Source organism: Aeromonas sp. MR19 (assembly GCF_963899305.1).
GTDB classification, from domain to species: domain Bacteria; phylum Pseudomonadota; class Gammaproteobacteria; order Enterobacterales; family Aeromonadaceae; genus Aeromonas; species Aeromonas bestiarum.
On the sequence record NZ_CAWQWZ010000043.1, the window covers coordinates 113,215 to 134,597 of the forward strand.

A 21,383-nucleotide genomic window follows, 5' to 3' on the forward strand; every position below is an offset into this window, starting at 1 on the left:
TTCCATGTGAAAACGATTACAACTTGGTTCGCTCAACTAGCAACAACAATAACGTCCTGTTTAAGCATGTTTTTATATGGCTGCGACTTGATTGACTCAAGGAGCAGCACTGCGTGGATACATGGATTGATAGAACACCTGGAGACACTCGCATGAACAAAATCGTTAACAGCATGATCGCAATGGGGTTTGCCCTCGGTATGGCAAATTCTGCTTTCTCGGCCGAGGCGCTGAAGCTGGGTTATCTGGTCAAGCAGCCGGAGGAGCCCTGGTTCCAGACCGAATGGAACTTCGCCGACAAGGCGGGCAAGGATCTCGGTTTCGAGGTGATCAAGATAGCCGTCCCCGATGGCGAAAAGACCCTCAATGCCATCGACAGCCTGGCGGCCAATGGCGCCAAGGGCTTCGTCATCTGTACCCCGGATCCCAAGCTCGGGGCCGCCATCATGGCCAAGGCCAACAGCATGGATCTGAAGGTCATCACTGTGGATGACCAGTTCGTCAACGCCAAGGGCCAGCCCATGGAGCAGGTGCCGCTGGTGATGATGGCCGCCACCAAGATTGGTGAACGCCAGGGCCAGGAGCTCTACAAGGAGATGCAAAAGCGTCAGTGGGACGTGAAGGCGACCGGGGTGCTCGCCATCACCGCCGACGAGCTCGACACCGCCCGTCGCCGGGTCGAGGGCTCCTTGAGCGCGCTCAAGGCCGCCGGTTTCCCCGAGGGGCAGATCTACCGCTCACCCACCAAGGCCAACGACATTCCGGGGGCGCTGGATGCCGCCAACTCCATGCTGGTGCAGCACCCCGAGGTGAAGAACTGGCTCATCGTCGGCATGAATGACAACACTGTGCTCGGCGGCGTGCGCGCGACCGAAGGGCAGGGCTTCAAGGCCGAGAACGTCATCGGCATCGGCATCAACGGGGTGGATGCGGTGAACGAGCTCTCCAAGTCCAGCGCCACCGGCTTCCTCGGCTCCCTGCTGCCAAGCCCGGACGTGCACGGTTACAAGAGCATCCAGATGCTCCATGACTGGGTGGTCAATGGCGCAGAGCCGGCCAAGTTCACCGAGGTGACCGATGTTGTGCTCATCACCCGCGACAACTTCAAGGTCGAGTTGCAGAAGAAAGGTCTGTGACAGGCGCCGTCCAACCCCTGACATCGATACCGGCATGACGCAGTGGCGTCATGCCGGTTGGCTGGAGTGAACACATGAATCAAGTTCCTTATCTGGAGTTTTGCGGCATCAGCAAGGAGTTTCCAGGCGTCAAGGCGCTGCAAAACGTCTCCTTCTCCTGCCAGCAGGGCTCGGTGCATGCGCTGATGGGGGAGAACGGCGCGGGCAAATCCACCCTGCTCAAGATCCTGAGCGGCTTTCAGGCCCCCACCACAGGGGTGGTGAAGCTGGCCGGCCAGGAGCGGGTCTTTCAGAGCACGGTCGATGCGCTGGAGTGCGGGATCGCCATCATCTATCAGGAGTTGCACCTGGTGCCCGAGATGACCATCGCCGAGAACATCTACCTCGGTCAGCTGCCGACCCGGCGCGGAGTCATCGACCGGGAGAAGCTCTATCAGGATGCGGCCAGGCAGCTGGCGCGCCTCGGCATGGATGTCTCCCCCGAGACGCCGCTCAAGTACCTGTCGCTCGGGCAATGGCAGATGGTGGAGATCGCCAAGGCCCTGACCCGGGATGCCAGCGTCATCGCCTTCGACGAGCCGACCAGCAGCCTTTCGTCCCGCGAGATTGAGCAGCTGTTTAGAGTCATCCGTCAGCTGCGCGACGAGGGCAAGGTCATTCTCTACGTCTCCCATCGCATGGACGAGATCTTCGCCCTGTGCGACGCCATCACCGTCTTCAAGGATGGCCAGTTCGTGCGCACCTTCGCCTCCATGGCAGAGGTCAGCCGGGATCTGCTGGTCAAGACCATGGTGGGGCGCGAGCTGACCGACATCTATGGTTACAGCCCAAGGCCGCTCGGCGAGGCGGGCCTCAAGGTGGAGAACCTGATGGGACCTGGCCTCAAGGCGCCCATCTCGTTTGAGGTGAAACGGGGGGAGATCCTCGGCATCTTCGGGCTGGTGGGAGCTGGTCGCAGCGAGCTGATGAAGCTCATCTTCGGCGCCGAGAAGGCGCGTGGGGGCGAGATTGCCGTGTTCGGCAAACCGGTGCCCATCCGCAACCCCATCGATGCCATTCACAGCGGCATCATGCTCTGTACCGAAGACCGCAAGGCGCTCGGCATCATCCCCATCCACTCGGTGCAGGAGAACATCAACATCAGCGCCCGCCGCCACAAGGCGTGGGGGGGCTTCTGGATCAACCAGAAATGGGAGGATGAGAACGCCAGGCTCAGGATCCGCGACATGCGGGTCAAGACCCCGTCCCCCCATCAGGCCATCATGAACCTCTCCGGCGGCAACCAGCAGAAGGCCATTCTGGGGCGCTGGCTCTCCGAAGACATGAAGGTCATCTTGCTCGACGAGCCGACCCGCGGCATAGACGTCGGGGCAAAAAACGAGATTTACAACGTGATTTACGATCTGGCCAAGGTGGGTATCGCCGTGGTGGTGGTCTCGAGCGAGCTGCCTGAGGTGCTGGGCATTGCGGATCGGATCATGGTCATGCGGGAGGGGGAGCTCGCCGGCGAGCTCTCCCACGATGAGGCCGACGAGGTCAAGGCGCTCAATCTGGCCATGCCGGCCCGTTAATCCCCCGTGACTGCAACGCGATAGCACCCGGAAACTTCAGGAGAAATACCATGACAACAACTACCTCAGTCGGTCAGGCCACGACCGTCTCTGCGACGAGCGGCTCCAGAGTGCAACTGGCCCGGATCTGGGATCAATACGGCATGCTGGTGATCTTCGCCATCTTGTTCCTGCTGGCCTGCGTGCTGGTACCCAACTTCGCCAGCCTGATCAACATGCGCGGGCTCGGGCTCGCCGTCTCCATGTCGGGCATGGTGGCCTGCGGCATGCTGTTCTGCCTCGCCTCCGGCGAGTTCGACATGTCGGTCGGCTCAGTGGTGGCCTGCTCGGGCGTCGCCTGTGCGGTGGGCATCAACGCCACCGAGAGCATCACGGTCGGCATACTGGCCGGCATGTCGGTGGGGGTGCTGTTTGGCCTCATCAACGGCATAGTGGTGGCCAAATTCAAGATCAACGCCCTCATCACCACACTCGCCACCATGCAGATGGCGCGCGGGGTAGGCTACATCATCTCGGACGGCAAGGCGGTCGGCATAGTGGAAGAGGGCTTCTTCGAGCTCGGCAACTCAGCCCTGCTCGGGATCCCTACGCCGGTCTGGCTGACGGCGCTCTGCTTCGTGCTGTTTGGCCTGCTGCTCAACAAGACCACCTTCGGTCGCAACACCCTGGCCATGGGGGGCAACGAGGAGGCCGCGCGCCTCGCCGGGGTCAACGTGGTGCGCACCAAGATCATCATCTTCACCATGACGGGGCTGATTGCCTCCATCGCCGGCATCATACTCGCCTCGCGCATGACCTCGGGCCAGCCGATGACCTCCATCGGTTTCGAGCTGGTGGTGATCTCCGCCTGCGTGCTGGGCGGGGTCTCCATGAAGGGGGGGATTGGCAAGATCTCCTACATCATCGCCGGGGTGCTGATCCTGGGACTGATGGAGAACGCCATGAACCTGCTCAACATATCCCCGTTTGCCCAGTACGTGGTGCGCGGTCTCATCCTGCTCGCCGCCGTGCTGTTCGACCGCTACAAGCAGGTACGCAAGGCGCGCGTCTAATCTCCCTTCAACCGGCCCGGGCCCGCATTCTGCGGGCCTGATTGCCGATTGTCCCATGATGGCCGGTGACACCATGGCGCACGGCCCATGCCATTGTGAGCCAGTTCAACAATTTCACACGACGCCGAGCGTCGGATGGCGCGTTCCCAAGGTGAGTCTTTACAATGGCCCAAGCCGATTTTTTTACCCAAGCGCTGTTTTCCGCCATGTCCTCGATGCAAAAAGAGAAACCGAAACAACTCAACCCCCTGTTGCCGGGGTACGCCTTCGACGTCTTCCTGGTCTCGGGTATGACCCCCATAGAGCAGGGGAGTGCACTCGACTTCATCATCGACCGCCCCCTGGGCATGAAGGGCTTCATCGTCAACCTGACCATCAGGGGCAAGGGGCAGATATTTCAGGGGGATCAGGCCTTCACGGTGGAGCCCGGCGACTTGCTGCTGTTCCCGCCGGCGGCCGTGCACCATTACGGCCGGGCGCCGGATGCGCGGGAGTGGTATCACCGCTGGGTCTATTTCCGGCCGAGAGCCTATTGGGCCGACTGGCTCAAGTGGCCGCAGGTCACTGAGCGGGTGGGGCGCCTGCAACTGGCGGACAGCCAGTTGCTCGCCGAGTTCGATGCCCTGTTCCTCGACATCGAAGAGACCCACCAGCAGCTCAGACCCATGTCGGAGCAGCTGGCCATGAACCTGCTGGAGCGGCTGCTCATCCGTTGCTACGAGGCCTCCTCCCTCAATGCCTACCCCACCATAGATCACAGAGTTCACCAGGCGTGCCAGATCCTGAGCGAGTCGCTCTGTGCCGAGATCTCGGTGGAGGCGCTGGCAGAGCAGGTGTTTTTGTCCCCCTCGCGGCTGGCTCACCTGTTTCGCGAGCAGGTGGGGGTGAGCATAGTGCGCTGGCGCGAGGATCAGCGCATCATGCGGGCCAAGCTGCTGCTGCAGACCACCCCCATGTCAGTGGCCACCATAGGCCAGCAGGTGGGCTATGACGATCAGCTCTACTTCTCGCGGGTGTTTCGAAAGCGGGTGGGGGTCAGCCCCACCGAATACCGCAAATGCGCCACCCCGCTATGACCTCTAGTTTGACGATACGGCTCGTTTTGCCTCATGAGTTGTCACCGCATGCCTGTGTGGCCGCTTGGGGCTGGCTGCGTCATTACTCCTCATCAATGGCGGCAAAGCGCTCGACCAGATAGTCGATCAGCGCCCGCACCGAGGGGAGCAGGCCGCGGCGGGAGGGGAAGACGGCGTGGATGATCTCGGGCCTTGGCTCCCATTCGGGCACCACTTGCACCAGATCACCGGCGGCCAGCTGTTCCCGCACCATCAACAGCGGCAACTGGGCCACGCCGACCCCGGCCAGAGCGGCGCTGCGCAGTGCCACCATGTCTGTGGTCACGAAACGGGGCTGGTGGACGACGCTGGCATGGGCATCATCCGGCCCGAACAGCGACCAGTGATGGCTCTGCTGCAAGGTGCCCAATCCCATGCTGGGCCAGCCGTTCAGCTCGGAAGGGGCGGCGGGAAACCCATGTTGTGCCATGAGTGCCGGGCTCGCCACCAGGCACTGCCTGCGATCCGCCAGCACTCTTATCACCAGCTCGCTGTCTTGCAGCGGCGGCGGCCTGACCCGGATCGCCACATCCACCCCTTCTGCGATGAGATCCACCCGCCGGTTTGTTCCCTCCAACTGCACGCTGACCTGCGGATGGTGCGCCATGAAATCCGCCAGCATGGGGCCGACATGGGTGTGCAGCAGGGCGATGGGGCAGCTCAGGCGGATCAGGCCGCAGGGCTCGGCGCGGGTCACCTCGATGGCGGCTTGCGCTGCCTCGGCTTCCACCAGCATCGCCTTGCAGTGCTCGTAATAGGTGCGGCCCAGCTCGGTCACAGCGAACTGGCGGGTCGAGCGCTGGATCAGGCGCACGCCGAGCCGCTCTTCGAGCAGTGCGATGCGGCGGCTGAGCCGGGATTTCGGCATGCCGATGGCCCGTCCGGCGGGGGCAAAGCCGCCGTAATCCACCGCCTGGACGAAGTAGTAGAGATCGTTCAGATCCTGCATAGGGTGCTCTCATCGTTCCAAAAATAGGACGCTGATGCTCAATTTAGCAGTCTACCCATGGATTAGTCTCGAAACTAAGCTGTCTCCAACGATGAAATCCACCGGATAATTCAGGAGCTACAGATGAAAAAGATCCTCGGCGTCTACAGCGCACCCCGCCCTCACTGGGTTGGCGACGGCTTCCCCGTTCGCTCCCTCTTCTCATACAGCAGCCACGGCAAGCAACTGAGCCCCTTCCTGCTGCTCGACTATGCCGGCCCGGCCAATTTTACGCCGACCAGCCAGCCGCGCGGCGTGGGTCAGCATCCCCATCGCGGTTTCGAGACGGTGACCATCGTCTACAAGGGCGAAGTGGCGCACCGGGATTCGACCGGTCAGGGCGGCGTGATAGGCCCGGGTGACGTGCAGTGGATGACCGCCGGTGCCGGCATCCTGCACGAGGAGTTTCACGCACCGGCCTTCAGCGAGTCGGGCGGCGAGCTCGAGATGGTGCAGCTGTGGGTGAACCTGCCCAGCCGGCACAAGATGACGCCGCCCGGCTATCAGGCCATCTTCGATCGGGATATTCCAACGGTGGCGCTGGCCAAGGGCGAAGGCACAGTGCGGGTCATCGCCGGGGAGTTTGAGGGGCACCGCGGCCCGGCCCGTACCTTCAGCCCGCTGCATGTCTGGGATCTGCGGCTGGTGCAGGGCGGCATCAGCACACTCGAGTTGCCCGAAGGCTGGACCGGCGCGCTCGTCGTGCTCAAGGGAACCGTACAGGTCAACGGCAGCGCCATTGCCCGGGAGGCGCAGATGGTGGTGCTGGACAGGGCGGGGTGCCAGGTCATGATCGAGGCAAACAGCGAGGCTGTGGTGCTGCTGCTGAGCGGTGAGCCCATCGAGGAGCCCATAGTGGGTCACGGCCCCTTCGTGATGAACAGCCAGGAGGAGATAGTGCAGGCCATCGATGACTTCAACAGCGGCAGATTCGGCGTGATGCCGGAGTGATAAATTGACAAGGCCCTCGCATGAGGGCCTTGTTTTTATTGTGCAGCGGTCAGCGCTGGCGAGCCTTGAACCTGGGGTTGCTTTTGCAGATCACGAACAGCTTGCCGCGGCGGCGAACAATCTGGCAATCCGGATGGCGCGACTTGGCTGATTTGAGGGAGGAGAGCACTTTCATGACTTGTCTTTTCCTTTGTTGAAGAACTGACCAAAGCGCTGGCCGAAACGGGCAACCTGACCTTCCTTGCTGACCTGCTTCTGCTTGCCGGTGTAGAAGGGGTGTGACGCGCTGGAGACATCCAGGGTCACATAGGGGTAGGTCTTGCCGTCTTCCCACTGTTTGGTGCGATCTGTCTTGAGGGTGGAACCCACCAGAAAATAGGTGTTGCCTGTCAGGTCGTGGAACAGGACCTGGCGGTATTCGGGGTGTATGTCGGGACGCATGATACTCGCTCAATGAATTGGTATGTTATCTTATAACAATTAAATCATGCTCCTGTTGAGAATGAATATCAACAAATTTTTGGAATGACACCTGGGGTCCGGGCCGGCATAGAGGAAAAACCGGCTGGCGTGCACTGCCTGGGAGTGGGGAAGTCCGGTTATCTGCCGCGTCGCTGCGACTTTGATTGAAGGCCTGTCTGGGGAAGCAGATAATGCCCCCTTTACTTTTGATTTTTACTGTATAAAAATACAGGTATAAATCATGGAGACTTATCCTATGCGTCTGGAAATCATCATCGACAAGAAACATCAGATCCCTACCACCACCATGGAGGCGCTGCGTCAGGAGTTGCTCAAGCAGTTGGGCGAGAAATTCCCCGACCTGCATGTACGGGTCGCGCCGGGCGGCGCCATGGCGATGACGGTCAGCCGTGCCAGCAAGGAAGACAAGGAGCTGGCAGAGGCAATGGTGCAGGAGGTGTGGGAGAACGCCGACAGCTGGATGCCGGAAAACGCCGCCTCCTGAGGCTCGCTGGCAGTCGCGTGAGTCGTGTATGACAGACGCCAGCATGACTCAATCCGGATCAGAGAAAACGCAGCCCTAGGCTGCGTTTTTCGTTTCTGAGCACTCGGGGGATTGGCCTGTTCACTGCGTACAGGAAGGGGGAGCCCGTGCCTTACAACCCGGCCCAGCGCTTGAGGCTGTTGACCTGCACCCGTTGGTCGGCCTGGGCTATCTCGCCATGGGTGCGTAGCGCCTTGATGGCGTCGGGCAGGGCGGCGCGCACCTCGGCGGCCGTCATGCCGGCCTGCAGGGCCGGATGGTAGGCGAGCTTGAGCAGCACATAGTCTAGTCCGGTCGGGAAGCTGTCGATGCTGTTGTCGTTGAAGATGGAGGGAAATACCTTGTCCGAGTCGTTGGGCAGCCCCATCACCTGGGTGAGTTCCTCCACCACGCAATCGAGAAAACGCCCCTTGGCCCGGCTGTAATCCACCGGAATGATGATGGTGGCGCGGGCTATCTCATGGCGGGCATTGGTGGCGAAATTGGCCATGCATAGCCCCTCCTTGAGCGCCGTCTTGATGGAGGCATCCTGACCCATGGTGCGGCTGGCCCAGCTCGCCATCTGCGAGCGCTGGGTCATGATCAGGGTGATGTTGGCTTTGTCGTTCACCAGCGTGATGGGGCGGCCTATGATGCTGGCCAGATGCTGGCTCTGGATCTTGACCACCTCGGCCTGCAGCGGCTTGTCGCCAAATTCGTTGATGAGCCTGAGACGGATGGGCTGCTGCCAGCGGGAGAAGCGTACCCCCTGCTCGTGGCCATATTCCCGTTTCATGGCGACTTCGAAGAAGCTCTGGGTCAGATAGGCATCGCTCTGCCAGCGTTCGGCGGCGTGCAGAGGAAGCGACGGGAGCAGCATCACCAGGCTCCACACGCCCATCAAGCAGCCCTTGAGTGTGCGGGCACGGGGCAGCAGCGGATGGCGCAACGGGATCATGTTTCCTCCTTGAAACGGCAGTCGGTCAGCGTGCGGCACGCTCAAGATCGCGCCAGGTGAGCCAGAGCCTGAGATCAAACTCCAGTTGATGATAGTCCGGCTCCATGTGCTGGCAGAGCTGGTAGAAGGCCTTGTTGTGATCCTTCTCCTTCAGGTGGGCCAGCTCGTGCACCACTATCATCTTCAGGAAGGCGGGGTGAGCCTCCTTGAACAGGGCGGCGATGCGGATCTCGTTCTTGGCCTTGAGCTTGTTGCCCTGCACCCGGCTGACATAGGTGTGCAGGCCGAGGGCATCCTTGATCACGTTGATCTTGCCATCGAAGATCACCTTGGAGAGCGGCGCCGAGCTTTTCAGATAGCGGTTCTTCAACTCCATGGTGTAACCCAGCAGCGCCTTGTCACTCTGGATCAGGTGGCTGTCCGGGTAGCGTTTCTCCAGCATGTCGCCTAGCTTGCCGGCCGCGATCAGCTGTTGTACCTGGGCCTTGAGCGGGTCCGGGTAGCCCCCGAGATAGGTCAGTTCCACCATGGTTTGTCACTCGTCACATCAAAAAAGAGCGCCATTGTAGTCATCCTGTCTCGGCTTGGGTAGGGCTTGCTCCCTTCCCGGCGTGTGTTCGTCCAAGCAAAAGGGCCGTCACTGTGATCAATGACGGCCCTTGCTGGCGATGGTGCGGGATCAGCGCCTGCGATAGAGGCCCGGGTCCACCTCTTCATACTGGCTCACCAGATATTGATAGAAGGCGAGGCTGGAAGGGGTGCTCGGTTTTTTCAGCTCATCGGCGATCCGTTCCGGCTTGGCGATGATGAACTTGGGACTCTGGCGCTTGATGTCGGCCAGCACACGTTCACGCACGTCGTAGGGCGGATTGACGTTGGCAAAGAAGAGATAGGCGGAAGCCGGCTGGCGATCGGTCCACAGATAATATTGCGGCTGTATGCCATCGACCCAGATCTTGTCGGTCGGGCCGGTTTCGGCCTTGATCCGATCGACCCGTACCTGGGCCGGCGGGTTGAACGGCCTGCCCTTCAGGCTGCCTTCCCAGGCGTTGTTGAGCAGCAGGGCCAGCATGGCCAGCGAGGCGAGCCAGGGGGTGGCACTGCGCACATCCCAGGCACGCCACAGGGGCACCAGGATCAGCACCGGCAGGGCCCACAACAGGCTGTTGCCGAGCACTTCCCGCACCCGCTCCAGCGACCACTCCTTGGTGCTCCAGCCGTAACCGAGCTGCTGGGCCAGCAGCCAGCTGGCGGTCAGTACCACCAGCGAGATGCAGAGCAGGCCGAGGCCATCGGCCTGCTGTTCGCTGCGATCCAGCAGGCAGGCCAGCGGCAGCAGGGCCAGCGGCAGATAGAGCACGTCGTAGTGATCGAACACATGGCCGGAGACGGAGTTGGCGACCAGGGTAAACACCACGCCGAACAGGGTGGCGCACAGGGCGGGCAGATACCACTCCTGCCGCCGGCCCATCATGAGTACGATGAAAGCGGGCAGCAGCATGATGAGGCCGGTACGCAGCAGGCCGACGCTGCCCACATCCGGCGAGAAGCCGTTGCCGTAGCTGCCCTCGAAGAAGATGTCGAAGGCGTAATACTTGAATTCGGCCAGCAGGCTGTGGTGCTGGAAGTAGGCGAACAGGGGGCCGCCTATCAGGGCCAGTCCCAGCAGGCTGGAGAACAGCAGGGCGAAGGCGCAGCGCCACTGTTCGCGCAGGCACCAGTGGCAGAACAGCACCAGATACCAGGCGCCCCAGAAGGCGCCGTTGTTGGTGCGCATCCAGGCCACGATGGCGAAGGTCAGCGCCGCCACCAGAGCCGGTCCCCAGCTGAAGCGCTTGTCCAGCAGCATGGTGATGAAGGCCCACTGGGCGAGGAGGGCCAGATGGAAGGTCCAGTCCTCGGTCATGTTGCCGTAGTAATAACGGGTGCTGTAGAGCGCCAGCACCGCCAGCATGGTGCCTAGGCGGGCGCGCAGGGAGAGGCCGAGCTGGCCGAATGCCTGCCAGCTGGCCAGCAGACCGAGCCAGCAGAGCGCCCACTCCAGCAGCCAGATCCCGAAGAAGCCAGCCAGATTGTAGCCGAGTGCATCGAGGGCGAAGATCATGGGGCCCTTGATGTCGATCATGTCCCGATAGAGCACGCCCCCCTCACTCCACATCTTGCCCATCACAGCGAACAAGGACGCATCGAAGCCGGGAGCCATGCCATGAAACAGCGGGTTGCGCAGGCAGAACAGCAAGGCCAGCAGGCCGGTGAGCAGGATCACCAAGGGCCGCAGGCCCGGATTGACACGAGGAGGGGTAAAACGGATGGCATGATTCATGGGTGACCTGTTCCTGCTGGGAAGTCTCGAAAGCGGGCCTATCTTGCCGAGCCTGACTGCGCTATGCAATGGGCGAGGGAGATGTGCTTGAAATAATTTGCAAAAGTGCCGCCTTCTGGCAAGAAAGCGGCACTTTTTCATGACGAACGTGGCAGAAGCTGTGGCCTGAGTCCCCTAGGGGTCAAGACACGACGCCAGGGCCCTGATACGCCAGCAGCGGCGGCATGACACTCAGCTCGGGCAGATAGCGGGCCCAGCGGATGAAGGCATCCGCCAGCGTGATGCCGAGCTCCTGATTGTGCTGGGTCAGGGTGCGGGCCAGCGCCGTGTAGCCCTCCTTGCCGGAGGCGGTATAGGCGCTTGAGACGCCACGATAGATGGCATCTGCCTCGACCGGCTGCCACTGACCTGGGCTCGCCTCCCACGCCAGCCGGGTGATCCTGGCCCCCTTGGGCTTGTCTGCCTGGTAGCTGAAACGGACCCCGGCAGTATAAGGAAAGCTGCCGCTGCCGTTGCCCGTCACGCCGTTGTTGGTGGCGTTGTCGATGGCCCCCTCCAGCGCCTCGGCCAGTTCATGGCCGTGCACCCGATAGAGGGTGAGCGGAATGGCAAAGGGCAGCAGGCGACCGGCGATGTCCGCCTCGCTCAAGGGGCCGGGTTCGAGGGAGCAGCGCACGCCCCCGGCGTTGTGCAGGGCGAAATCCACCTGACCGACCTGCTCGCGGGCGCCGGTCAGCATGGCGTGGGCCACCAGGGGGGCAACCTGGCTGCCGGCGGGCAAATTGGCATCGGGCAGGCGCTGATGGTGCAGCGGCCCGGCGAGCCGGGTCACGATGCGCTGGGTCATGGTCTCGAGCTCGGGCCGGTAGCGCTTGGTCAGATGCAGCTCCAGTGCGGGAGCCGGTTCGCAGAAGTGCAGTCCGGCCGGCGGCACAGAGGCAAACGGCCAGGGTTGCCAGGGCAGCCACTCCAGCCGGCCCTGACTGCGTTGCACCCGGCCACGGGTGTCAAATTCCAGCTCGCACACCCCGAGACAGAGCGCGCTGTGGGCTGCGTGCAATATCGCCACCTCGTTCACCATCAGCGGATAGCTGCCGTCGCTCTCGAGGCCGAGTGGCGCCAGATCCCCCAGCTGACTGTGGGTGTGGCCGCCTATGATGAGGCTGAGTTCGGGAAAGAGGGCCGCCAGACGCTTGTCCTGCTCCAGCCCCAGGTGGCTCAGCAAGATGATGTGGTGAATGCCTTCGGCCTTGATCTCCGCCAGCGCAGCAACCAGGGTCTCCTCTATGCCGTGAAAATGGGTATAGGCATCCGGGTTGGCGATGGCGGCCATCTGCGGCAGCGTGATGCCGAGCAGGGCGAAGGGTACGCCGTCTATGATGCGCTTGTGCCAGGGGCGGCTGGCATCATGCAGCATGGGCAGACCCCTCAGCCGCAACGGGGCATCGGCCGGTTCCTGACGGCTGTCCAGGTTGGCGGCCAGCACAGGGAAGTCGAGCTGGCGCAAAAACTCCACCAGAGGACCGTTGCCCAGATCGAACTCGTGATTGCCGATCACCATGGCATCCGGTCGCAGCAGGCTCAGCAGATCTGCGTTGGCGCGCCCCTTGAATCGGTTGAAATAGAGCGAACCCTGGAAGGTGTCACCGCCGTGCAGGAACAGACAGGTCTGACCCGCCGCGTCTGCCTGCTGGCGCAGGGCGGTGAGCCGGGAAAGGATGCGGGCATAGCCGCCACACTGAGTGCGCCACTCGGACTCGCCAACGGGGGAGAAGCGCATGGGGGCGCCATCGAAATGGGAGTGGCAGTCACTGAAATGGGCAAGTTGAACCGTAATACTCATCTCGGTCCTCCTTAGAGAAAAAAGAGCACAGAGTCTACTCCAAGCTCGGGGGAAGATACCAGCCCGGCAGGACGCCGGGCTGGTGAGACAATCGCCAGATCAGGCGGGGCCCTGGGTCAGGCCCCGCGCTGGTACAGGCCGAATGTCAGGCGGGGACCATGATCTGGGTGGCGAGGATCACCACCACCAGGCCGACGGCGACCGGCACCGAGGTGCGCTTGACCACCTCGAACGGGGAGAGGTTGCCCATGCCCGCACAGGCGACCACCACGCCGGAGACCGGGGATATGGTACGGCCCAGGTTGGAGGCCTGCAGCATGGGAATGACCAGGTAGGCGGGATTGACGCCAAGACTGGTGGCCAGATGGGGGATCAGCTCCACGAAGGCGTAGAAGGGGGCGTTGCCGGAACCCGTGGTAAAGGCCGCCAATGTGGTGATGACCACCAGAACCAGCATGATGACGATGCCGCCTGTGCCAAAGCTCTGGGCCAGATCCAGGAGGTTTGCGATGAAGCCGAGCCCCATCAGACCCTGGGCAAACACACCGGCACCCACCAGCAGCATGACCACACCGGCGAAGGCGTCAGCCATGCTGCGCCAGCACACCTGCAGACCGTCCAGCAACTCCTTGCCATTGCGTTTGCGCACCAGTTCCAGCAGGGCGGCCAGCACCAGACAGATGACGATGATGGTCACTATGTCGAGCTTGGGACCCAGTTTTCCGTCAAACAGCAGCACGCCTATGATGGGGGTGAACGGCAGTATGGCGTAGAAGCCGGGGGCATCGGTGATGAGATCGCTCGGGGCGACAGGCTCGTTGTGCTCGCCCGATTTCTGGTCCAGATAGCGCTGCCAGAAGAAGTGGGTCACCGCCATGGCGGCGATGGCCACCAGCGAGATGGGCAGGGTCAGCTTGAAGGCAAAGTCGAGCAGCTCCATGTTGGCGGCCTGGGCGGCCATCACCACATCCCCCGAGGTGGGCGCCAGTATGATGGCGGCCGGAGAGGCGCACACAGCCGCCGCTGCGCCACGGGAGATCCCCATGTTGACCATCAGCGGGAACAGGGTGGCCATCAGCAGCACGCCGAGGCCGGTGGCGGAGCTCACCGCCAGCGACATGGCGCAGGCCACCAGATAGGCGGCGACCAGCAATATGTAGGGGGACTTGATGATGCCGAGCGGCTTGCTGGCCAGCTTCACCAAGATGGTGTTGGCGCCTATGTGGCTCATGTAGCCGGCGAAGCCGCACAACACCATGATCAGCATGCCAAGGCCACCGCCACGATCCACCAGCAGGAAGCGCACATATTCAAAGACGTCGGTGGCCACGTGACCGGTGGAGGTGACGCTGGCAGGCAGTACCGCCTTGCCCATCAGGGCGGTAATGGTCAGCAGCAGCAGACCGCCGCTGAGCAGCACCCCGGTGGCCGAGTAGCCCTTGAAGATGTAGCGACCCACGGCCAGGGTGACCAGGGTGCCAATAAGGAGTTCCATCATAGAGTGAGTTCCTGAGTACGAAATGAAGGTGGATACATTTTTGGCGTCAACTTGGAGGTTAATCTGGCCAATCCCGAACTGTATCGACATAAAACTCGGTGATTATTATCCAATAAGGGGTAAGCCACCATGATGTCCATCATCACTTGTGATCTTGCTTGCAAATCAATGAAGGCGCGGGGTTGCGACTTGTCAACCTGACACTTAGGCTTTGTGACGGGAGTAGGTGACAGTCGCGGGGATCGCGGTTAATCTCCTGCTTCGAGTATTGATACGTTGATTATTAATTAAAATAACACCCCGGTCATCAACGAGGTCAAGGCAGCAGAAATGGGAATGGTCAGCAAAGTTTTCATGGTGGCAGCCTTGTTGTATGCCGCCGCGGCAGGGGCCGAAAGTTCCCGTTATGCCGGCATCAAGGTCGCGCCTGACATCAAGGTTGATTTTCAGTTTTACCGGGTTTTTGGACCGGATGTGGTCAGCGTGGCCCGCCAGATAGCAAAGCAGGGACAAACCCAGGCCAGAGGCCATATCGGCATGGCCAGCTACCAACTTTCCTGGCAGTTGCAGACCCGCCCCGAGGTCGATCGCTGCGCGCTGGAGCAGGTCAGGGTCACCACCCGGATCAAGGTGATGGTGCCGAACTGGATGGACAAGGCCAGGGCCTCCGCCGCCGAGCGCCAGAAGTGGGACAAGCTGGTGGCCGTCATGTTCGACTACGAGAGTCGTCACAAGGACATCTTGCTGGAAAGCGTCAGCCAGCTTGGCATCCAGCTGGCACAACTGCCGGTGGAGCGCGATTGCGCCGCCCTGCAATATCAGGCCTGGCAACAGGGGCAGGGGGTGCTGGCCAGCTCGCGCGAGCGTTTCACCCGGTTGCAGCAGCAGACGGATCACGGCCGCAAATTGGGGCTGATCTGGCCCAAGGGCATCTAGCGCATTGGTCGCTGTTGACTGAGATAAAAACGGGCTCCCATCAGGGAGCCCGTTTTTATTGGACTGGAGTCGCCAACCGGGGCTGGCGGTCAGTTGAGGGGTTTGCCCTTGAGCAGCTTGCGCACCCAGTAGCGCGCCGGATGGAGCGCCTCCAGCAGATCGGCAGATAGCGGTAGTGGATCGCCACAGATCTCGCTGGCGAGCAGCTCACCACATAGCGGTGCCGAGCAGAGGCCCCGTGAGCCGAGCGCCCCCAGCACATAGAGGCCAGGGTGCAGCGGCAGTGGTGCTGCGTTTTGCTGATCACGCTGAAGCTGGGCGTAGTGATCCGCCAGGTTTGCCAATCTGGCGATTGGCCCCACCACCGGCAGGTGATCCCGACTGGCGCAGCGCACACCCACCCGCGCCTCATTGCCACTGATATCCACTTCGGCTGGCCAGATCTGATCCGGCAGGCAGGCTTGCAGCCTGGCCTGGTTCTGCTGCTGTTCTTCTGCGCGAAACTCGAGGCTGTTCTGGTTGCGGCCGTAGCTGGCGCCGATGCAGTGCTGGTGGTTGTGCGCGGGGGTGAGGTAGCCATCGTAACAGAGCACCGTCTTGAGCCGGCTCAAACTGGCCGTGGTCGGCACATGGCTCACCTGGCCGCGCACCGGATAGAGCGGCAGCTCGGCAAAGGGCAGCAGGGCGGGCAACTGGTGACCGGCGGCCACCACCAGAATGGGAGCCTGCCAGTGGCGGCCGGTGTCGCTCTCCACCCGCCAGCCATCCGCTCGCTCATCGATGGTCGTGATGGGGGCGTCATATTCCACCTGCAGCAGGCCGCTGGCCTGCGCCTCCCTGATGGCCGCGCGGGTGAGATCGGCCGGACAGAGCCAGCCCCCCAGCGGATAGCTGACGCCGCCATGGCCGCTGGGCAGGCCCGCGATCCGTTCGGCCTCTGTGGCCGAAAGGGAGTGTATCAGCTCGGGGGGGAAGGGGCCCTGACCCATCTTGGCCAGCTTGGCGCTGGATTTATCGTCATAGCCCAGCTGCACCACGCCGCACAGATCGAAGGCGATGGGGTGGCGCTCGGCCAGGGCCAGCAGCCGCTGGCGTGCATAGCCAAAGGCCAGCGAATAGAAGCGCGACAGCGCATCGTGCTCGCCATTGAGCAAGGGATAGAGGGCGCCCTGCCGGTTGCCGGAGGCACCGGTGGCGGGCTCGTGGCCTTCGCACAGGATCGTCACCTTGCGGCCCCGCTCCACCAGCGAGAGCGCCGTCATGGCCGAGGCGATGCCGCCACCTATGATCAGCACCTCGCCGTCCGGGCCTGCGGGGCGGGCATACCAGGGGGCTATGGTCTGCATCGGTTGCTTGTCGGTGCGATCCCCTGTCAGCATCTCCCGCTTGCTGCCGTGGCCCTTGACCTTTTTCATGGCAAAGCCGGCGGCAATCAGGCCCCGGCGCACGAAGCCGGCGCAGGTAAAGGTGGCAATAGAGGCGTCGGGGCGAGCGAGACGGGCCAGGCCATCGAACAACGCTTGCGTCCACATCTCGGGGTTCTTGGCGGGGGAGAAGCCATCCAGATACCAGGCATCCACCAGCCCGCCCTCCTGATGGGGGACTTGCGGCAACATCTCCTTGATGTCGCCAAACCAGAGATCGAGCCGGATGCGGCCCTTGGCAAACTGCAGGCGATGGCAGCCCTGGACTGGCTGCGGCCACTGGGCGATGAGATCCTGGCTCAAGGGAGCAAGCTCGGGCCAGGCCGCCAGCGCCTTGCTCAAATCGCGCTGGGTGAGGGGGTATTTCTCGAAACTGATGAAGTGCAGGCGCGAGCCGTTGCCGGATTGGGGCGCCTGTTCCAGGAAGGCGGCCATTGTCGCCAGAAAGTTAAGGCCTGTGCCGAAACCTGTTTCACCTATCACGAAACTGTCACTATCGTGGTGCGAAAATCGCGCTGGCAACCGATTTTGCTGCAAAAAGACGTAGCGGGTTTCACTTAGACCGTTATCATTGGAAAAGTACACATCCCCGAAGTCACTGGAGACTGGAGTTCCCGCTTCATTCCAGTCCAATCGGGCATGATGTAAGGATGTTTGACTCACGTTTTCCTCTGCTCGCGTCATAAGAACGCGGGCATTCTACGTGAAAGCAGACCAGTTTGGCAGCCGAAAGCGGGTAGACTCGGTGCCAGTTTTTCCAGACGAGATGAATTAATGAGAAGAGCAGTGATCACCGGTATCGGCGTCATCTCCAGTATCGGCAACAACAAGGAAGAAGTGCTGGCCTCCCTGAAAGCAGGTAAATCCGGCATCACCTATTCCGAGCAGTTCGAGCAGCACAACCTGCGCAGCCGTGTCTGGGGTAACATCAAACTCGAGCCGTCTGAACTGATCGACCGTAAAGTCATGCGTTTCATGGGTGACGCTGCGGCCTATGCCTATCTCTCCATGCAACAGGCCATCGAAGATGCCGGTCTGCCGGAAGATCAGGTCTCCAACGAGCGTACCGGCCTGGTGGTCGGTTCCGGTGGTGCCTCCGGCAAGAACACCTCAGAGTCTTGCGACATTGCCCGCGAGAAAGGCGTCAAGCGGGTGGGCCCTTACATGGTGCCGCGCACCATGTCTTCCACCACCTCCGCTTGCTTGGCTACGCCGTTCAAGATCAAGGGTGTGAACTACTCCATCAGTTCCGCTTGCGCCACCTCTGCTCACTGCATCGGTCACGCCATGGAACTGATCCAGCTGGGCAAGCAGGACGTGGTCTTCGCCGGCGGCGGTGAAGAGCTGGACTGGTCCTCCACCATACAGTTCGACGCCATGGGCGCCCTGTCCACCAAGTACAACGACACCCCGGAAAAAGCGTCCCGTACCTATGACGCCGACCGCGATGGTTTCGTCATCTCAGGTGGCGGCGGCATCCTGGTGGTCGAGGAGCTGGAACATGCCCTGGCCCGTGGTGCTCACATCTATGCCGAGCTGACCGGTTACGGTGCCACCTCCGATGGCTACGACATGGTCGCCCCGAGTGGTGAAGGCGCCGTGCGTTGCATGAAGATGGCGATGCAGGGCGTTGGCAAGGTGGATTACATCAACACCCATGGTACCTCTACTCCGGTCGGTGATACCAAGGAGCTGGAAGCTATCCAGACTCTGTTTGGCACCAAGGGTCCCAAGATCTCCGCCACCAAGGCGATGACTGGCCATGCCCTGGGCGCTGCCGGCGTGCATGAAGCTGTCTATTCCCTGCTGATGATGGAGCATGGCTTTATCGCCCCCAGCATCAACATCGAGACCCTGGACGAGAAGGCTGAAGGTCTGCCCATAGTACGCGAGTACGAAGCGGCCGATCTCAATACCATCATGTCCAACAGCTTCGGCTTTGGCGGTACCAACGCCTCCCTGGTATTCAGCAAGTTCAAGGCTTGATGAGTCGATGATGTGAAAAAAGGCGCCGCAAGGCGCCTTTTTTATTGGCAATTGGGCGACCCTCAGGCGGGGTCGGTCAAGGGCAGCCGCATATAGACGGCGCCTTCACCGTACTCGTCCAACGATTTGGGGGTCCTCGCGGGTACAAAGCCCTGCTTGCGCCAGAAGGCCGGGGCATCCTGCACCGCCACCAGTCCGGCATGCTCGTAACCCTCATCGCTGGCGAAGGCGAGTGCTGTCTCCAGCAGTCGCTGGCCTATGCCCTTGCCGCGCGCCTGCGCTGACACGGCCAGATCGTGCAGATAGAACTCGTCGTTCCCTGCCAGCGTCTGCATGGGTACCGAGAGGGAGGGGGGCTGATGGGCGCGCCAGGGATGGCAGAGCAGGTAACCCAGTACCTTGCCCTGGTATTCGGCCACCCAACAGCAGTCGGGGGCCAGTTCGGCCTTGTTGCTCATGACCTCGAGGGGTTCAGGATCCAGCTGGTGATAACACTCATCCTGAATGGCCATGATGGTGGGCCAATCATTGGCCCGGGTAGTGCGGATCTGGATCATAGTCATGGGGCATCGCTGCCTGGGTACGCTGATTAAATAATGTGTGCGTCAGCCAGCGTACCAGAATGCGGCCATGAACTGAACAATCATTTCCAAACGATGCCCGTTATTGCGGGTGTCTTAACGAGCGACCTGCTTGCTGACCAGCTTGATCAGGCGATAACGCAGGGAAGGGGCATCCGCCGGCACGTCGGTGAGTTGCTCCTTGCTGACGGTCAGCTGGTACTGGTAGCCGGGTTCAAACTGAAAGCCTTCTATCTGCTGATAAAAGAGAGTCCAGGCCTGCTGCTCGTCGCTGCGGACCTGCATGCACTGCATGGGGCCGACACCGACGCAGTCGACCAGCTGGCTGTTGATGTAGAGGGGGTTTCCCCCTGTGACGGGGTCGGTGCGCTCTGACAGGCGCTGAGCAGCAGGGCGGCGCTGATGAACAATAGTCTCATGATGGACTCCTTCTAAATCGAAAAGGGGGCATTAGAGCGGCAAATAAAAAGGCGGTCAATGACCGCCTTGGTAACAAACCGTGTCGACTCAGCGCATCAACGCTGATCGAGCGGGGTGAATTCCCGTTGTGCCAGGCCGGTGTAGAGCTGACGGGGACGGCCGATCTTCTGATCCGGGTCCGAGTGCATCTCGTTCCAGTGGGCGATCCAGCCGATGGTGCGGGAAATGGCGAAGATCACGGTGAACATGGACATGGGAATGCCGATGGCCTTCATGATGATGCCGGAGTAGAAGTCCACGTTCGGGTAGAGCTTCTTCTCGATGAAGTAGGGGTCCGACAGCGCGATGCGCTCGAGCTCCATGGCCACATCCAGCAGCGGATCCTTGATCTGCAGCTCGGTCAGTACCTCGTGGCAGGTTTCGCGCATCACGGTGGCACGGGGATCGTGGTTCTTGTAGACCCGGTGACCGAAGCCCATCAGACGGAAGGGATCGTTCTTGTCCTTGGCGCGGCCGATGAACTCGGGGATACGCTCCACAGAGCCTATCTCTTCGAGCATCTTGAGGCAGGCTTCGTTGGCACCGCCATGAGCCGGTCCCCACAGGGAGGCGATCCCGGCGGCAATGCAGGCAAACGGGTTGGCACCGGAGGAGCCGGCCAGACGCACTGTGGAGGTGGAGGCGTTCTGCTCGTGATCCGCATGCAGGGTGAAGATGCGGTCCATGGCGCGTTCGACTATGGGGTTGACCTTGTACTCTTCGGTCGGCACGCCAAACATCATGTGCAGGAAGTTGCCGGCATAGGAGAGGGCGTTGCGCGGCTGCATGAACGGCTGGCCGATGGAGTACTTGTAGCACATGGCGGCCAGGGTCGGCATCTTGGAGAGCAGACGGAAGGCACAGATCTCGCGGTGCTCTTCGTTGTTGATGTCGAGTGCATCGTGATAGAAGGCGGACAGCGCACTGACCACGCCACACATGATTGCCATGGGGTGGGAGTCACGACGGAAGCCGCGGAAGAAGAAGGCGATCTGCTCGTGCACCATGGTATGGCGGGTGACCAGACGTTCAAACTCTGTGTACTGCGCCTTGGTGGGCGCCTCGCCGTACAGCAGGATATAGCAGACTTCGAGGTAGCTGGCCTGGGTGGCCAACTGGGCGATGGGGTAACCACGGTGCAGCAAGACACCCTGATCGCCATCGATATAGGTAATGGATGATTTACAAGCACCGGTGGCCATAAAACCGGGGTCAAAGGTGAAGTACCCTTGCGCGCCCAATTTTCTGACGTCGATCACGTCGGGTCCGACAGTCCCTGACAGGATCGGTAGTTCTACCGGGTCTTTACCGGGCAGATGTAGGGTGGCTATCTTATCAGCCATAGCACGTCTCCTTTGCTCTTTTATAATTTGATTCCAGCTCTACTTTATTACGAGTTTGATGACGCTGGCAAAGGTTCTGACCCGTACCAGGGCGGCTGGAGCGCCTTATTTGAAACAGAGTTCAGGGGCGCTGTCAATTTTTCTGGATGATCATTAATGAGTTGTTAAATGAGTTGTGAGATCTGGTTTACGGTTTTGGGTTTTCTTTGTAGCTAATTGATTGTCATTGGTTAA

19 protein-coding genes and 1 pseudogene are annotated in these 21,383 nt (G+C 61.3%); 8 read left to right on the forward strand and 12 right to left on the reverse strand.

Annotation, left to right across the window (positions count from 1 at the left end):
- The first annotated feature begins 152 nt into the window (after nt 1–152).
- The 4 genes from AACQ95_RS16455 (at nt 153) to araC (ending at nt 4,835) form a co-directional block, all read left to right on the forward strand.
- The gene (locus AACQ95_RS16455) at nt 153–1,136 is read left to right on the forward strand and encodes an arabinose ABC transporter substrate-binding protein (protein ID WP_011705778.1); all 984 of its coding nucleotides are present in this window, start codon (nt 153–155) and stop codon (nt 1,134–1,136) included.
- 74 nt (nt 1,137–1,210) lie between these two features.
- Nucleotides 1,211–2,707: an L-arabinose ABC transporter ATP-binding protein AraG gene (araG, locus tag AACQ95_RS16460; protein WP_241279081.1), complete on the forward strand. Its 1,497-nt coding sequence runs from the start codon at nt 1,211–1,213 to the stop codon at nt 2,705–2,707.
- Nucleotides 2,708–2,757: 50 nt separating this feature from the next.
- Nucleotides 2,758–3,759 (forward strand): L-arabinose ABC transporter permease AraH, encoded by a 1,002-nt coding sequence (gene araH, locus AACQ95_RS16465; protein ID WP_241279082.1) that lies wholly within the window; start codon nt 2,758–2,760, stop codon nt 3,757–3,759.
- A 164-nt stretch (nt 3,760–3,923) separates the two neighbouring features.
- Nucleotides 3,924–4,835, forward strand: coding sequence for an arabinose operon transcriptional regulator AraC (gene araC, locus AACQ95_RS16470; protein WP_347005402.1), 912 nt, complete (start codon nt 3,924–3,926; stop codon nt 4,833–4,835).
- Between the two features lie 82 nt (nt 4,836–4,917).
- Here the strand turns inward: araC and AACQ95_RS16475 are convergent, their stop codons facing one another.
- Nucleotides 4,918–5,823, reverse strand: coding sequence for a LysR family transcriptional regulator (locus AACQ95_RS16475; RefSeq protein ID WP_241279083.1), 906 nt, complete (start codon nt 5,821–5,823; stop codon nt 4,918–4,920).
- Nucleotides 5,824–5,946: 123 nt separating this feature from the next.
- Between AACQ95_RS16475 and AACQ95_RS16480 the strand changes: the two genes are divergently transcribed.
- A complete protein-coding gene (locus AACQ95_RS16480; protein WP_241279084.1) occupies nt 5,947–6,813 on the forward strand; it encodes a pirin family protein in 867 nt (288 codons plus the stop codon).
- A 49-nt stretch (nt 6,814–6,862) separates the two neighbouring features.
- On the opposite strand, the gene ykgO is transcribed toward AACQ95_RS16480, so the two are convergent.
- The gene (ykgO, locus tag AACQ95_RS16485; protein ID WP_005300174.1) at nt 6,863–6,988 is read right to left on the reverse strand and encodes a type B 50S ribosomal protein L36; all 126 of its coding nucleotides are present in this window, start codon (nt 6,986–6,988) and stop codon (nt 6,863–6,865) included.
- Nucleotides 6,985–7,254, reverse strand: coding sequence for a type B 50S ribosomal protein L31 (locus AACQ95_RS16490; RefSeq protein WP_241279085.1), 270 nt, complete (start codon nt 7,252–7,254; stop codon nt 6,985–6,987). The genes ykgO and AACQ95_RS16490 overlap by 4 nt, the downstream gene beginning before the upstream one ends.
- A 277-nt stretch (nt 7,255–7,531) precedes the next feature.
- On the opposite strand from AACQ95_RS16490, the gene AACQ95_RS16495 reads away from it, so the two are divergent.
- Nucleotides 7,532–7,780 carry a DinI family protein gene (locus AACQ95_RS16495; protein WP_021140432.1) on the forward strand — a complete coding sequence of 83 codons (249 nt, stop codon included), beginning with the start codon at nt 7,532–7,534 and terminating at the stop codon, nt 7,778–7,780.
- Nucleotides 7,781–7,931: 151 nt separating this feature from the next.
- Here AACQ95_RS16495 and AACQ95_RS16500 read toward each other — a convergent pair whose 3' ends face one another.
- The 5 genes from AACQ95_RS16500 to dcuC all read right to left on the reverse strand — a co-directional run bounded on the left by AACQ95_RS16500 (nt 7,932) and on the right by dcuC (nt 14,420).
- On the reverse strand, nt 7,932–8,756 hold the full coding sequence (locus AACQ95_RS16500) for a DUF2927 domain-containing protein (protein ID WP_445290538.1): 825 nt from the start codon (nt 8,754–8,756) through the stop codon (nt 7,932–7,934).
- Between the two features lie 25 nt (nt 8,757–8,781).
- Nucleotides 8,782–9,285, reverse strand: a complete 504-nt coding sequence (locus tag AACQ95_RS16505) for a M48 family metallopeptidase (RefSeq protein WP_005310875.1) — start codon at nt 9,283–9,285, stop codon at nt 8,782–8,784.
- A 150-nt stretch (nt 9,286–9,435) separates the two neighbouring features.
- A complete protein-coding gene (locus tag AACQ95_RS16510; protein WP_241279086.1) occupies nt 9,436–11,079 on the reverse strand; it encodes a hypothetical protein in 1,644 nt (547 codons plus the stop codon).
- A gap of 181 nt (nt 11,080–11,260) precedes the next feature.
- A complete protein-coding gene (locus tag AACQ95_RS16515; protein ID WP_241279087.1) occupies nt 11,261–12,922 on the reverse strand; it encodes a bifunctional metallophosphatase/5'-nucleotidase in 1,662 nt (553 codons plus the stop codon).
- A 145-nt stretch (nt 12,923–13,067) separates the two neighbouring features.
- Nucleotides 13,068–14,420: an anaerobic C4-dicarboxylate transporter DcuC gene (dcuC, locus tag AACQ95_RS16520; protein WP_065401788.1), complete on the reverse strand. Its 1,353-nt coding sequence runs from the start codon at nt 14,418–14,420 to the stop codon at nt 13,068–13,070.
- A 336-nt stretch (nt 14,421–14,756) separates the two neighbouring features.
- Between dcuC and AACQ95_RS16525 the strand changes: the two genes are divergently transcribed.
- Nucleotides 14,757–15,356, forward strand: a complete 600-nt coding sequence (locus tag AACQ95_RS16525) for a DUF922 domain-containing Zn-dependent protease (protein ID WP_241279088.1) — start codon at nt 14,757–14,759, stop codon at nt 15,354–15,356.
- Between the two features lie 89 nt (nt 15,357–15,445).
- Here the strand turns inward: AACQ95_RS16525 and mnmC are convergent, their stop codons facing one another.
- Nucleotides 15,446–17,464 carry a bifunctional tRNA (5-methylaminomethyl-2-thiouridine)(34)-methyltransferase MnmD/FAD-dependent 5-carboxymethylaminomethyl-2-thiouridine(34) oxidoreductase MnmC gene (gene mnmC, locus AACQ95_RS16530; RefSeq protein ID WP_241279089.1) on the reverse strand — a complete coding sequence of 673 codons (2,019 nt, stop codon included), beginning with the start codon at nt 17,462–17,464 and terminating at the stop codon, nt 15,446–15,448.
- Nucleotides 17,465–17,554: 90 nt separating this feature from the next.
- On the opposite strand from mnmC, the gene fabB reads away from it, so the two are divergent.
- Nucleotides 17,555–18,766, forward strand: a complete 1,212-nt coding sequence (gene fabB, locus AACQ95_RS16535; protein ID WP_043136178.1) for a beta-ketoacyl-ACP synthase I — start codon at nt 17,555–17,557, stop codon at nt 18,764–18,766.
- A 62-nt stretch (nt 18,767–18,828) separates the two neighbouring features.
- On the opposite strand, the gene AACQ95_RS16540 is transcribed toward fabB, so the two are convergent.
- The 3 genes and pseudogenes from AACQ95_RS16540 to AACQ95_RS16550 all read right to left on the reverse strand — a co-directional run bounded on the left by AACQ95_RS16540 (nt 18,829) and on the right by AACQ95_RS16550 (nt 21,149).
- Nucleotides 18,829–19,323 carry a GNAT family N-acetyltransferase gene (locus AACQ95_RS16540; RefSeq protein ID WP_098983895.1) on the reverse strand — a complete coding sequence of 165 codons (495 nt, stop codon included), beginning with the start codon at nt 19,321–19,323 and terminating at the stop codon, nt 18,829–18,831.
- 120 nt (nt 19,324–19,443) lie between these two features.
- A pseudogene (locus tag AACQ95_RS16545) lies at nt 19,444–19,766 on the reverse strand (DUF4377 domain-containing protein).
- A gap of 96 nt (nt 19,767–19,862) precedes the next feature.
- Entirely contained in the window at nt 19,863–21,149 is a 1,287-nt protein-coding gene (locus tag AACQ95_RS16550; protein ID WP_042872295.1) for a citrate synthase, read from the reverse strand.
- Nucleotides 21,150–21,383 lie beyond the last annotated feature (234 nt).